Annotated in this window: 14 protein-coding genes; 4 read left to right on the forward strand and 10 right to left on the reverse strand. The window is 44.4% G+C overall.

The window, feature by feature from the left end; genetic code table 11:
• The 4 genes from HF312_12205 to HF312_12220 all read right to left on the reverse strand — a co-directional run.
• A partial coding sequence (locus tag HF312_12205; GenBank protein ID MCU7520972.1) for a copper chaperone PCu(A)C occupies positions 1 to 307 on the reverse strand: 307 nt, incomplete at its 3' end.
• Between the two features lie 33 nt (positions 308 to 340).
• The gene (locus HF312_12210) at positions 341 to 937 is read right to left on the reverse strand and encodes an SCO family protein (GenBank protein MCU7520973.1); all 597 of its coding nucleotides are present in this window, start codon (positions 935 to 937) and stop codon (positions 341 to 343) included.
• Positions 938 to 941: 4 nt separating this feature from the next.
• Complete coding sequence (locus HF312_12215; protein ID MCU7520974.1) at positions 942 to 1,802, reverse strand: polyphosphate kinase 2 family protein; 861 nt, start codon at positions 1,800 to 1,802, stop codon at positions 942 to 944.
• A gap of 29 nt (positions 1,803 to 1,831) precedes the next feature.
• A complete protein-coding gene (locus HF312_12220) occupies positions 1,832 to 3,322 on the reverse strand; it encodes an aldo/keto reductase (protein MCU7520975.1) in 1,491 nt (496 codons plus the stop codon).
• Between the two features lie 217 nt (positions 3,323 to 3,539).
• Here HF312_12220 and HF312_12225 point away from each other — a divergent pair, with 217 nt between their 5' ends.
• A complete protein-coding gene (locus HF312_12225; GenBank protein ID MCU7520976.1) occupies positions 3,540 to 3,704 on the forward strand; it encodes a hypothetical protein in 165 nt (54 codons plus the stop codon).
• A gap of 128 nt (positions 3,705 to 3,832) precedes the next feature.
• Here HF312_12225 and HF312_12230 read toward each other — a convergent pair whose 3' ends face one another.
• The 6 genes from HF312_12230 to HF312_12255 all read right to left on the reverse strand — a co-directional run bounded on the left by HF312_12230 (position 3,833) and on the right by HF312_12255 (position 10,227).
• Entirely contained in the window at positions 3,833 to 4,378 is a 546-nt protein-coding gene (locus tag HF312_12230; GenBank protein MCU7520977.1) for a NifU family protein, read from the reverse strand.
• A gap of 124 nt (positions 4,379 to 4,502) precedes the next feature.
• Positions 4,503 to 5,192, reverse strand: a complete 690-nt coding sequence (gene rsmI / locus HF312_12235; protein ID MCU7520978.1) for a 16S rRNA (cytidine(1402)-2'-O)-methyltransferase — start codon at positions 5,190 to 5,192, stop codon at positions 4,503 to 4,505.
• Positions 5,193 to 5,202: 10 nt separating this feature from the next.
• On the reverse strand, positions 5,203 to 5,457 hold the full coding sequence (locus HF312_12240) for a hypothetical protein (GenBank protein MCU7520979.1): 255 nt from the start codon (positions 5,455 to 5,457) through the stop codon (positions 5,203 to 5,205).
• Between the two features lie 76 nt (positions 5,458 to 5,533).
• Complete coding sequence (locus HF312_12245; GenBank protein MCU7520980.1) at positions 5,534 to 7,219, reverse strand: proline--tRNA ligase; 1,686 nt, start codon at positions 7,217 to 7,219, stop codon at positions 5,534 to 5,536.
• A gap of 148 nt (positions 7,220 to 7,367) precedes the next feature.
• Positions 7,368 to 8,573 carry a U32 family peptidase gene (locus HF312_12250; GenBank protein ID MCU7520981.1) on the reverse strand — a complete coding sequence of 402 codons (1,206 nt, stop codon included), beginning with the start codon at positions 8,571 to 8,573 and terminating at the stop codon, positions 7,368 to 7,370.
• A 160-nt stretch (positions 8,574 to 8,733) separates the two neighbouring features.
• On the reverse strand, positions 8,734 to 10,227 hold the full coding sequence (locus HF312_12255; GenBank protein MCU7520982.1) for a family 10 glycosylhydrolase: 1,494 nt from the start codon (positions 10,225 to 10,227) through the stop codon (positions 8,734 to 8,736).
• Positions 10,228 to 10,381: 154 nt separating this feature from the next.
• Here HF312_12255 and HF312_12260 point away from each other — a divergent pair, with 154 nt between their 5' ends.
• From HF312_12260 to HF312_12270, 3 genes are all read left to right on the forward strand, one after another.
• On the forward strand, positions 10,382 to 10,678 hold the full coding sequence (locus HF312_12260) for a superoxide dismutase (GenBank protein MCU7520983.1): 297 nt from the start codon (positions 10,382 to 10,384) through the stop codon (positions 10,676 to 10,678).
• Positions 10,679 to 10,762: 84 nt separating this feature from the next.
• Positions 10,763 to 11,818 carry an efflux RND transporter periplasmic adaptor subunit gene (locus HF312_12265; GenBank protein ID MCU7520984.1) on the forward strand — a complete coding sequence of 352 codons (1,056 nt, stop codon included), beginning with the start codon at positions 10,763 to 10,765 and terminating at the stop codon, positions 11,816 to 11,818.
• Position 11,819: 1 nt separating this feature from the next.
• Positions 11,820 to 13,106 (forward strand): ABC transporter permease, encoded by a 1,287-nt coding sequence (locus tag HF312_12270; GenBank protein ID MCU7520985.1) that lies wholly within the window; start codon positions 11,820 to 11,822, stop codon positions 13,104 to 13,106.
• The last annotated feature ends 11 nt before the right edge of the window (positions 13,107 to 13,117 follow it).

Genomic DNA, 13,117 nt, shown 5'->3' on the forward strand with positions numbered 1-13,117 from the left:
TTATAAACATTACGTGGTGCCCTCCCGGCTGAAACTTAAAGCTGGAGTTGGCCCCTACTATTACTATTTTTGCCGGGCGCATTCCCATCATGTCCCCCTGCTTGTAGGTCTCGTGCACCTCTACTTTTTGCGCCAGGTTCGACCTGGCCTCATATAACGTGTCGGGCTTACCGGTGTGATTAATAATTTCAAAGTAAAGGGCTGTATTCATGTCCTTTGCCCCCGGCCTGATCCAGGCATCCTTAATCTCAATGCCGTTCTGCTGCATAAAAGGCAGCGCCATAATCAGCATGACAAATATATACAACTGAACCTCCTCTGCTTTGAGAAAAAATTACTTCTAGTCGGCAAGAGCTTTTATGTCTTTCATTACTTCTTCAACGTTAACATTACTTCCTTTGTATTCCTGCCTTACCTTCCCTTCTTTATCCATAAGTGTTATTCTGTCTGTGTGTACAAAAAAGTAGGACGGCTCTCCCGTTTCCGAATAAGTGGTGTCCCCTGCAATTGCCACATAATGGAGCTGCTTTTTAAGAGAGTCTATCTCACCGGGCCTTCCGGTTAAGAAAATCCAGTTCTTCATGTCAATTTCCCTGACATCTGCATATTCTTTTAAGACCGAAGGCTTGTCCCTCAACGGGTCAAAGCTTATCGAGACAAACGACACGCCGCTAAGGTCTTCTTTTTTTGCCTCCTGCTGAATGCGCTCCATATTATTTGTAATGAGGGGGCATATGTCGGGGCAGTGCGTAAAAATGAGCCCGAGGACAACAACCTTTCCCTTCACGTTCGCCGGGAAAGTGGCTCTCGTGCTGTCCTGCGTTAAAAGATCATATTTTGCGCCTGAAAGGTCGTCTTTTACCGGCAGCTTGTCCTTGCATCCGAAGAGAATGAGCGCAGGAAATGCCAGTGTCAGAAACTTATAATAGATCTTCATAAAATTATTCTTTGGATAGTTTTTCTTTTAGCCTGCCCAGAGCTTCAAGCTGCTTTCCTTTTACCTTCGGAAATGAGATATCCATTGAACTCATGGTCTTTACTATAACTTCCGAAATTGCAAGGTGGGCAAACCATTTCTTATCGCCCGGAATAATGTACCACGGCGCATATTCTGTACTGGTTTCAGATATTGCATCTTCGTAGCACTTCTGGTAATCGTCCCAGTATTCCCGCTCGGCAATGTCCTCTTCAGTAATCTTCCAGTTTTTTGCCGGGTCCTCTATTCTCTTAAAGAACCTTTTCTTCTGTTCATCTTTGGATATGTTAAGAAAGAATTTAACGACGTATGTGCCGGTTTCATACAAGTAGCGCTCGAAATCGTTGATCTGGCGGAAGCGCATCTTCCATATATTGTCCTTTAAGACCCATTCGGGGAGCCTTTCGCTTTTTACCAGATCGTGCACCCTTACAATTAAGACCTCTTCATAATGCGAGCGGTTAAAGATCCCGATCCTCCCCTTTTCAGGCAGGGCTTTGCTTATCCTCCACAGGAACCCGTGATCAAGCTCTTCTTTTGATGGCTGCTTAAAACTAAAGACCTGTGTGCCCTGCGGGTTAAGACCCGTCATGACGTGCTTAATTGCCGAGTCCTTGCCGCCTCCGTCCATTGCCTGAAATACAAGAAGAAGCGAATACCTGTCCTGCGCAAAAAGCTTAGCCTGCAGATCATCCATTTGGGTAATATTGTCTGCAAGCTTTTCCCCGGCGTCTTCTTTGGATTTGTAGCCGCCTGTATCGTTTGTTTTATGATCCTTCAGTTTTACCTGAGAGTCCGGCTTGACAAGAAACTGTTCAATATCCATATCTTTACCGCCTTTTTATGATGGGAACCTCAATCCTTTAATTCATCTTTCCAGAAATCCCCTGCCTTAAGGGCGTAGGATGTTTCAATTGAGCCGATGACGTCATCCACATACTTCTGGGTCCTCATACCGACCAGTGTGCTTGTTACATTAGGAAGAGAGTTTATCATTAAGATTGCCTTCTGCGAAAGTGAAAGGTCGTCTGCACTTCCGTTCAGATAGGGAGCAATCATCTCATGGACTTTCCTGTTTTTGCTGTTGGATTCTTTTGCAAAAATGCTTTCCATAGAATCAAGTACAATATTTACCGTTGTAGCGTAATAGTTCAGCTTTGAGATCACATCCTCTTCGCTGTCGTAATGCTTATAGATCTCGTTAATTGCATAGTTCGCCCGCGGAATAAAAAACTGCTTCTTTATCTCAATAAACTGGTTTGCGCTTTCAAACTTTCCGAAGGTGTTCTCAAGAACAGAGGCAAGCGACATCGATTCAATTATGGTCTGCTTATCCTTGGCCTCAATGCTAAGATCGGTTACATAGGAAGCCTTAATGCTGTCTTCCTGTTTTTTTAAGTCCCCAATAAGCTGATTGATCTCAGGCACTGTCCTGTCCTCCTTTACGCTGAAATCTGCAAGTCTTACAATCTTATTCCCCTTGATGGCGTTTAACGGGCGGTTTACAAGCACTCCCAGGTCGTTTTCAGAAGCAAGCTCCAGGAAAGTTTTCTTCCCTTTTTCCTGGTTTAAGTTTTCGGCACCCCCTTTTTCCAGCAGGTTTAAGGGCAGCTGGACAACAGAAAAATGGTTCTCGGGTGAAATTTCCTTCGAGAGCCTCAGCACTTCCTCTAGTGAAGTAAAGCTTCTTTTGTCATTCTCCTCACCGAAAGAGTTTGAGGAAATCCCGTAATGTAGTATTCTGCCTTTAGCTACTTCTTCTTCCAGATAGATAAAGGCATTCTTAATCCTTCTGTAATATTCCTCTCTTAACTTCTCTACATCCCTCGTTCCGGTATACATTAGGAAATACTCGGGGTTGTGCAGAAGATAGACGTCAATGTACCCGAGTTTTAATCTTTCAAGTGAAGCAGTTATCTGATCCTGAAGAAATTCAGGATGAATGCAGTGCCAGAGGTCGGGAGCGCACCTTACAACTTCAGGGTACGGTGTGCCAAGTGTTTCCCTTTCCTTGGCAATTTCCTGGTTTTCTCCCTGAATGTAGCCCCCCTTGGATACAATTACCACCTCGTCACGCTCCAGCCCCTCGTTTTCCATAAGGCCGTTTACGACGTTGCCTACAAGAATTTCACTCCCCCCGTCGGAATAGTTTGAGGATGTGTCCACCAGGTTAATCCCGTTTGTTAAGGCATAGGCGAGTGTTTTTGCGTGTTCCTGTATCCTGTAGTCAACCCTGTAGGTGCCGAAACCGCAAATGGAGACCTGATAACCCGTTTTCCCCAGCCTTTTATACTTAATATTTGAATACTTTTCAGAAAACTTATATGTTTTTTCTAATGTCGACATAAATATCCCTCTTGATTTCCGGATAATAATAAAAAAGCCTGCCTGTCCGGTCAGGTAATTAACATAATAAACGTAAGGCTTATAATTTAAAGATTAAATAAAAAAAACTCTAAATCCAATAATGCGAAATTTTGGGCCCCATTTTTGTATACTTTAGCGCTTTTTTTTGATTCTGAATCTTTTTATATTTGTGAAAATAAATTCAATGGAGTAAAAGATGGCTAAAACCCAAACCTTTGGCGACAAGGCGAAAAACAAGAATAAGTCTACCGGAGTTAATGTTAAGGTTATTAAGGCAATCAAGTCTGAAGAAGGCAGCACAAAATTCCAGGAAAAGTTTGTCCGTCTTGATGACGTTAACAAAGTAACCGACATAAAGTAATTTTTAAATAGACTTACTTTGAAAGAGCGGTTTTCTACCGCTTTTTTTATGTAAAAAATTAAAGCCGCCTTAAGACTCATGGTCTTAAAAGGCGGCTTCTTAATTTTTAGCCTGTCCTTAGAAAAAAATCAGCCCGGGATAACCTCAATTGCCGGGTTAATCTCCCTTTTAAGCAGGTTTTCAATTGCATTCAGTGTACCGCTTATTGCGCTCGGGCAGCTTCCGCATGCACCCTGGTAGCGGATGCGCAGCATATAACCATCTATTCCAAGAACCTCCAGCCCTCCGCCGTCACCGGCCAAGGCAGGGCGTACCCTCTGGTCCAGAAAAGAATTAATTTGCCTTAAAAGCTCACTTTCCTCTTCTTTTCCTAAAGGCTCCGGCTCTTTTTCTTCGGGAAGCAGTGTTTTATCGAAACCCTGTATAAATTTAATGAAAGGCATCTGTATTTTACCCCAGTCAACAGCAGGATTTTTTTCAACAGTGACAAACTTGTCCATGTAAAACACAGATTCCACCCCATCTATATCAAAAATACCCTTAGCCAGGGGGTCTGACTGGGCTTCTTCTTTATTCTTAAAGTGTCTTGTCTCACTCTTAAGCAGTTTTTCGCTTAGAATGAATTTCAGAGCCTGGGGATTCGGCGTTAAATCCACATCCTGAACTCTTAGCATGTTTCCTCCAATTATATTCTTTTTTTCAGCAAAACCCGGTTTTGCATTTCAAAGTTCAAAAGCTAACCCTATTTTATCAAAAATTTGCCCCTAAATCAATGGTAAAAGTCAACTTGCGTCACACTTAGGAGCGCCTTAAACGCCTGTTATTGACAATAAGCACAAATTCCCCCTTTAGCTGCTTCTTTTCTGCAGCTTCCAGCACCTGTGAAACCGTGCCGCGGTAGAATTTTTCATTCTTCATTGTAATGTCATACGCAAGCGCAACTCTGACCGATGGGCCGAAGGCTTTCAAAACGTCAGAAAGAAGAGACCTCAGGCGATATGGGGTATCCATAATTACAATTACCTCGTTAATCCCTTTAAGCCTCAAAAGTTCACCCCGCCTTTCATCTTTTTTGGGTGAAAGCCAGCCGTAGAAGTAGAACTTTTCAAAATCAAACCCTGAGGCCGTTAAGGCCGGAAGAAGCGAATTTGCCCCGGGAACAGGTACAACCTCAATTTTCTGGCTGATGCAGAGGTCAACTAACAGGTGCCCCGGATCTGAAAACAGGGGCGTTCCGCAGTCTGAAATTAAAGCCGCCGACTCACCCTGGAGAATTCTAAGCAGAATGTCGTTAGCCACTTCGTTTTCATTGTGCTCATTTAGCGAAATCAGCTCTTTTTCTATTTTGTACTGCGAAAGGAGCCTTCTGGCTTCCTTGAACTCTTCGCAGATGATGAAATCTGCTTCTTTCAGGATGTTTAATGCCCTGAGAGTAATGTCATCATAGTTGCCGATGGGAGTGGAAACGAGGTAAAGTTTGTTATCCATAAAATCTGATCTATTTTATCTTATGTGGAGGGACAAATCCCCTGTAGGTGTCGAACTTTGAGTTATAAAGCACAATATTCATGTTTTCATCCCGGAGTGCCCCGCCGCTGGGATAGAGGTAAAAGTTTGAAATTGTGCCTGTCTTTTCCTCTGCAAGGCGGCCCTGTTCTGTATAAAATCTAACCTTGTAATACCCGAGCTCATATGTCCCGGCTTTCATCTGCTCAAGCAGGTGTTCTTCAGAATAAATAAAAATGTCGTTCATCTAGGCTAAATAAGCTAAAGGTTCAAAAGGTGTAAGTCCTGGGGCATGAAGAAATTTCTTTCTTCATGCCCGCATTCTAAATTAATTCTTTCAATTTATTATAAAGCTTGTCAATTTCAATTGTAAAGCGTTCCCCTGTCTTCCTGACCTTTACTTCAACCTTGTTTTCCTTCAGGTTCTTGTCGCCTACAATTACCTGGACCGGGAGGCCCAAAAGGTCCGCATCATTGAACTTAAAGCCCGCCTGTGCATCAACCCTGTCGTCAAATAAAACGTCATAACCCATATCCATAAGGTCATTATAGATCTTATTTGAGGCGTCAATGACTTCCTGCTTTTTCATATTAAGTCCCATTAAATGGAACTGGTATGGGGCAAGTGTATTATCCCAGATAATTCCCTTTTCATCATTATGCTGCTCAATATAGCAGGCGATAACCCTTTCGACGCCGATGCCGTAGCTGCCCATGATGATCGGGTTTACTTTTCCCTGCTCATCCAGGAATGTGGCTCCCATAGCCTCGGAATATCTTGTGCCGAGCTTGAAGATGTGCCCAAGCTCAATTGCCTTAAAGACGTCCAGTTTCTCGCCGCACCTTGTACAGACTTCACCTGCCTGAACGGTTCTTAAATCAAAGTATTCCACAGTAGGGACATCACGCATCAAATCAATTCCGCCAATGTGGTAGTCGTTTTTGTTTGCGCCGCTATAGAGGTTATTGCCGTCTTTTAAGCGCAGGTCCGCAATAATTCTTCCCTTAAAGCCGATGGGGCCGATCGAACCTGCATCAGCTCCTGTAATTTCCTTTAATTCATCGGGATGCCCCGGTCTTAATGTTCCCGGGAGCACACTTCCAAGCTTGGTTTCATTTACTTCGTCGTTTCCAAGCATTAGAACCAGTACAGGTTCATCGTTATGAATATAAACTCTCGACTTTGCGCACTGTGTTTCGTTGATCTTAAGGAACTCACAGAGCTCATCAATAGATTTAACTTTTGGAGTTGAGATTTCCTCTACTGCAAATGAAGTTGTAAACCTTGGAGCGCCGTCCACAACGGAAGTTGCAACCTCAACGTTAGCTGCGTAGCCGCAATGTTCGCAGTGTGCTACTGTGTCTTCACCGGCCTCCGACTTAACCATGAACTCTTCAGAGCGGTTGCCTCCCATGGCGCCGCTTGATGCACCGACTACAAAGTACTTAAGGTCGCAGCGGCCGAAAATCTTTCTATATGCCTTGTCGTGCTGTGCGTATGACTTATCCAGGTTTTCCCATGAAGTATCGAATGAATAAGCATCTTTCATTAAAAACTGACGGCCGCGTATTACGCCGCTTTTAGGGCGCGGTTCATTCCTGAACTTTGTCTGTATCTGATACCAGATCTGCGGCATGTCTTTATAAGATTTAACTACCCCTTTGGCGTGGTATGTCATAATTTCCTCGTGTGTCGGGGCCAGGACGTAATCCCTGTTCTTAATGTGGAACATCGTGTCTCCGAATGCCTCAACGCGGTTTGTCTCTTCCCAGATCTCTTTCGGGTTTAATGCCGGAAGGTGGAACTCCTGTCCGCCTATGGCGTCCATCTCCTCACGGATGATCTCAACCACTTTCTTTACAACGGTATAACCCAGCGGAAGGAATGAATAAATTCCTGCTGAAAGCATGCGCACCATGCCGGTTCGCAGCATAAGAATATGACTTGGAATTATTGCGTCAGTCGGGACCTCTTTCAAGGTCGGTATAAATGCTTTGCTTAACTTCATAGTTTTATAAAATTAATTGGTAATAACTCTGTTTAGTACAATAGACAAAGATAATGAATTGAAGGGGCTAAATCAAAAAATAGTAGGAATTTGGGTCGTAAATGTAGGGGCGCACCGCCATGCGCCCCTGCAGAATAATTTTCAGTATCTAACGTGCCGCAACGACTTTATAAACCATATCCTTGGGACGTATGATTTCTGCGCATTCAAATGTGACTTCGTCGCCTTTTTGGGCTTCAGTTACCGGGACCTCATTATTTACCATGTTCGGGAGCTTCAGTTCAACAACGCCTGTAGTCTGCCCTATTACAAGGAGATCCTCACCCACTGAAATATTGCCTGTTTCCAGCTTTATGTGCGCAATGCCGGTTTTCTTGTAGTAGTTTATAACTTTGCCTACATATTCTTTCTTGGTTGTTGCTATGCTCCCGTAAATATTTGCATACTCGGCCGAACTTGGAACATCAAAATAAAACCCTGAGGAAAATCCCCTGTTATAGACCTTCTCCAGCTCGTGGAGCATATCTTTTTTTATTTCATCTGTCAGACCACCCTCAAAATAGAGGTCTATTGCCTTCCTGTAGATGGAAACCGTCCTGGCAACGTATTCGGGACTCCTTTTCCGTCCTTCAATTTTGAATGAGTCAATCCCTGCCTCAATTAACATGTCTATATATTCTATGGAGCACAGGTCCTTTGGCGACATCACGTAATCTTCTCCTAAGACCATCGATTTACCGATCTGCCCGTCAATTACCTCGTACTCCCTGCGGCATGGCTGTATGCATTCACCGCGGTTTGCGCTTTTGCCGAAAAGGTGGTGGCTCATAAAGCACCTTCCGCTTACTGCAATGCACATCGCTCCGTGTATGAAAGCTTCAATTTCAAGGTCTGTATTTGCCCTGACCTTCTTTATCTCTTCCAGGGAGCACTCGCGTGCCATGACAATCCTGCGTGCTCCCAGGGACTTAAACAGGTTTGCCGAGGCAGAATTTGAAATGGAAGCCTGTGTGGAGACGCAGAAAGGCATATCGTGCTCCCGGCATTTTTCAACCAGAGCCAGGTCCCAGCATATTATCATATCCACGCCGGCTTTTTTTGCCGCCGGAATGATCTCATCTAATTCCCCTACTTCCTCTTCAAAAATGATGGTGTTCAGTGTCAGATAGCTCTTAACCCCGTGCTCTTTGCAGAATGATACAATTTCAGGCAAGCCCTCAAGCGTAAAGTTCTTGGCTTTTGCCCTCATATTCAGCTTTTCAATGCCGAAATAAACCGCGTCTGCCCCGCTTTCTACGGCTGTAGTGAGCATTGTCCAGTCGCCTGCCGGAGCCATTAGTTCAGGTTTCTTCATCAATAATTTGCTTTCTTGATAGTTTTTGAGTTTGTAATGGATACAAACATAAGAGCTTTTGAGGAAAATTAACAGTCAGTAATTAGGAAATAAGAAAAGAAATTAGGAGGGGAAAAAAGGAGGCGGAGCTTTTTGAAGCGTGCTCCGCCTCTTTAATTAACTACTTAAGGCTCAGAGTAGTGGTGCTTTTTTCACTTTCATTGAACAGGCGGTCAAGCGCTGTAACTACATATATATACTTTGTGCCGTTACCGGGCTTAATAGGGTCTTTATATTTTGCCTTCTTTGCGGAAATGACGTTAAGAAGGAACTTCGGGTTATCCAGGTTTATCTCGTCCTTATCCGTAAAGCGGTAGACAGCGTAGTAGCTTGCGGTCTCACCGTCACTTGCAGCCTTGGGAGCTGTCCATTCAAGCGTTGCTCCCGTTGAATCCCCTTTAACCGTGAGGTTTTCCGGTGCAAGGGGAGGCGTAGTTTCCTTCCACGGCATTACAGGCGGAAGAGCCGGGTACTTATAGAAATTATTCTTTAATGTGTCTGCAAAGCCCGAGAAATTTTCTGTCAAAGACTTTGAGCTGAAGAAGACTTCTCCCTGAACGTTAGGCGTTGTGCGGTTTAAGTTTATTTGATCCTCAAGCTCGGTCTTCTTTCCCTTGTAATTATGCGAAGCCATCTGGCTTGAATACTGCCCTATGTAAAGGTGCATATCCTTGGTTACAGAAGCCCACCATGGAAGGAGCTTTGCATAATCTGCCTTTGCGTGGCCTATTTCCCAGTAAAGCTGCGGGTTCATATAGTCCAGGCTCTTATTCTTGATCCATGTCAGGGGGTCGCAGTAAAGTATGCTGTAGGATTCAAAGCCGTTTGTGCCGGCATATTTATTCTCAACAATACCGAATGGGCTTATGCCGAACTTAACCCTGGGCTTTACAACCTTAATTGTGTCGTAAATACTTGCCATAAGGCTGTTAATATTGTCCCTTCTCCAGTCATCAACATTGGTAAAGCTGCCATGGTATTTGGCATATGTAACTGAATCCTCCTTTGAAACTTTGGGCCCGTAGGGGTAGAAGTAGTCGTCAAAATGAATTCCGTCCACGTCATAGCGCCTGAGGACATCGGAAACAATTGAAAGCACATAGTTTTTAACTTCAGGAAGCCCCGGATCCAGCATCTTGTAATCCTTAAATGTCAGAAGCCAGTCGGGGTGAAGAACCGATACGTGGTTACTTGAGGCCTGGTAGTCGCCGATTGTTTTAACTGCCCTGTAAGGGTTGAACCAGGCGTGGAGCTCCATGCCTCTGGCGTGGGCTTCACTTATTGCAAACTGAAGGGGATCGAAAAAAGGCTCGGGTGCTTTACCCTGGGCTCCCGTAAGCCAGTACGACCACGGTTCAATTTTAGACTGATAAAGGGCGTCGCACTCAGTCCTGATCTGGAATACAACGGCGTTAACGCCGGATGCTTTAAGCTTATCCATAATTGAAACAAGCTCTGCTATCTGCTCTCCTGGAGTCGCATTTCTGTTTGTAGGCCAGTCAATATTAGCTACTGTAGCTACCCAGGCGCCTCTGAATTCCCTTTTGGGCGGATTTGCCTGTGCAAAAAGCCCAGTGAAAGCGAAGGCTAAAAGAATAAGAGTAAGTTTTTTCATGAAGTTCATTTCCCGATGATGAATAAAAAGTTGAATAAAACTTCGCAATAAAGTTTCGTACAAAGGTAAGGACTTTGAAAGAAAAAGTCACAGGGCTTTTTTGACAAAAATATTTCTGTGTCATATTTTGTTAAAACAAAATTTGGGAGTGAAAATGAAAATCCTTGCTCTGGAAGTTGAAAATGCCGGAATTGGAAAGGACCGGTTTCAGCCCTTCCTTCAGGAAGAGGCCCGGAAGGTATGGGAGCTGTACCAGAATGGTACCATTCGTGAACTTTATTTCAGAACGGAAACGGATGCTGCCGTGCTTGTTCTTGAATCTGATAGTATAGAAGAAGCCCGGGAGGTACTCTCCGCACTTCCCTTGGTAAGAGAAAACCTGATCCAATTCCAGCTTATAGCCTTAAAGCCTTACCCGGGCTTTAAGAGGCTCTTTAAGCAGGAGGCTTAATTCGTGGAAATTTGAATATATTTCACTAAATTAAACTTCAGCAAACCCTGGCTTTTCTTTCACATACTAACTTCAGGCAGATAAATGAAAAGAAAGTATATCATCATTATTTCCCTCGTGCTTATTGTTGCAGTCTATATCGTCTATAAGGCTTTCTTCAACCATGAAAAAGTTCAGACCGTACCAGTTACCAAAGGCAATCTTGTAACTTTAATCTATGCTACCGGCACAGTAACGGCCGATTCCGTTGCCACACTCCGCTCGGAAGCCGGAGGAATAGTAAAATATATAATCGGGAAAGAAGGGATGTTTGTAAAAAAAGGTACTGTCCTTTTGCGGACCGACAGAAGCGACCAGGAGCTGAGGCTGAGGGATGCTGAAAACCAGATTGAGACGGCAGAGCTGGACCTTAAAGCCAAAGAACGTGACCTTAATAGAAAGGAAAGCCTCTACAAAACTAACAGCATTACAAAAAAAGATTACGAGGACGCCAGACAAAATTACGACCTGGCCCGTGTGAGCCTGAACCAAAGGAGGCTCGCTTTGGATATAGCCCGCCAGAACCTCACAAAAACCGTCGTTACGGCGCCTTTTTCAGGCGTGCTTGTAAACGTCAGGGTAAACCTTGGCGATAATCTTACGCCGAACGCCGAGTGCTTTGAAATTATGGCTCCAAATTCCATTGTCGTTCAGGGAGAGGTCGACGAGCAGGACCTGGGCAGGATAGGCTCCGGCATGCCGGCTGTTGTGGCCTTTGACGCTTATCCCAATGAGAAATATGAAGGTGTTCTTCAGAGGATTGTGCCCAGAACGGATGAGGCCACAAAAACCTCCAGGGTCTATATAAAACTTAAACAGTCACCCGAAAAGCTGAATCTCGGCATGACGGCTACAATTAACATCAAGGCCGGTGAAAAACAAAACGCCCTTCTTCTGCCCAGGACGGCAATTCTTGAGGAGAACCGCAGCCGCTACGTCTTTAAGATTGAAGGCGAGCGCCTGAAGAAAATTCAGCTTAATACGGGGACTTTGGACGGAAGGTTTGCCGACGTCTCGGAAAGCGGACTTCCGGAAGGGACGAGGATTGTGGACCAGCCTAAAGGAAGCTATACCGATAACATGAGAGTTGATGTAAATTAAAATGACCCGGCGGCTTAAAATAGCGTCAAAGCTACGTTTTGTGATATCTATCGCCTTAAGGCACCTTGAGGCAAAGAAAAAGCAGACCGTGCTCGTTATAACCGGCGTTGCAACGGGCGCCATGGTAATGATCATTACATTTGCACTTACTAAAGGAATAATCTCCGACATTCAAAGCAAAATTATTGAGATCTCCCCTCTTGTCACAATTAAGGGGGAAAAGCTTGAGGGAAAAGAACACCTCCTCTTAAAATCCTCCCCCGGAGGAAAAGATCAGTTTTTTATTTCAAGCAGAATAATCCCCGATGAAAAAAAAGAAATAAAATCTTTCCGCCAGGTCATTTCAATTGCCGATGCCATAGGTGAAATTGACGCCGTGGCTCCTTTTGTTGAAACCCGCGGTGTCTTAAGGGAAAGAACGCTTACCCGGACGGCCATAATTAAAGGCATTATCCCCGAAAGGGAGAAGGGAATTGCAAGCCTTGAAAAGAATGTGAAAACAGGAAGCCTGGATGAGCTGAACTATACAAAAAACGGAATTCTCCTCGGCTCCGGAATGGCAAAGAAGCTTAAGGCGGATTATCACGACTTAATTCAGCTTGCAGGGGAAAACGGCGAAATTTATATACTCAGAGTAGCCGGTATTTTTTCGAGCGGATTCAGCGCAACCGATGACAACCTGGCATACGTAAACCTGAGGCTCGCGCAGTCGATTAATGGATTTTCTGACAATGTGGTCTCGGGAATCGGAATGCACACGACTTCCCTTTCTGTTGTAAATGACGTTGCCCGCCGTTTGGAATCTCTTACGGGCTATAAGGCTGAGACATGGGAGGAGGCCAATCTGAACCTCCTTACTCTCTTTAAGCGCAACAACAACATAACGCTCTTCCTCGTAATATTTGTTTTTATCGTCGCGGGCTTCGGAATTGCAAACGTGCTTATTACGATTGTCCTGCAGAAACAGAAGGATATTGCAATAATGAAGTCTATGGGCGTTGACCGCACCACGATAAAACTGGTATTCCTTTCTGAAGGGATGATATTCGGAATTACGGGCGCCGTGCTTGGAATGACTGCCGGGCACTTCCTTACAAACTTTATCGCCTCGCTACCAATTTCATACGGCGAAAGCGCGGTTGTAAGGGGAGATCATATAGCAATGGTTGAGACTTTTTCTTCATACGTAATTGTTGCCCTTTTTTCAGTTATTGTAAGCGCCCTTTCAAGCTACATCCCATCGAGGCGTGCGGCAAACCTTAAACCTGTGGAAATCTTAAGAGCGTGAAGTCAATTAAA

The organism is Ignavibacteria bacterium (assembly GCA_025612375.1).
GTDB lineage: Bacteria > Bacteroidota > Ignavibacteria > Ignavibacteriales > SURF-24 > JAAXKN01.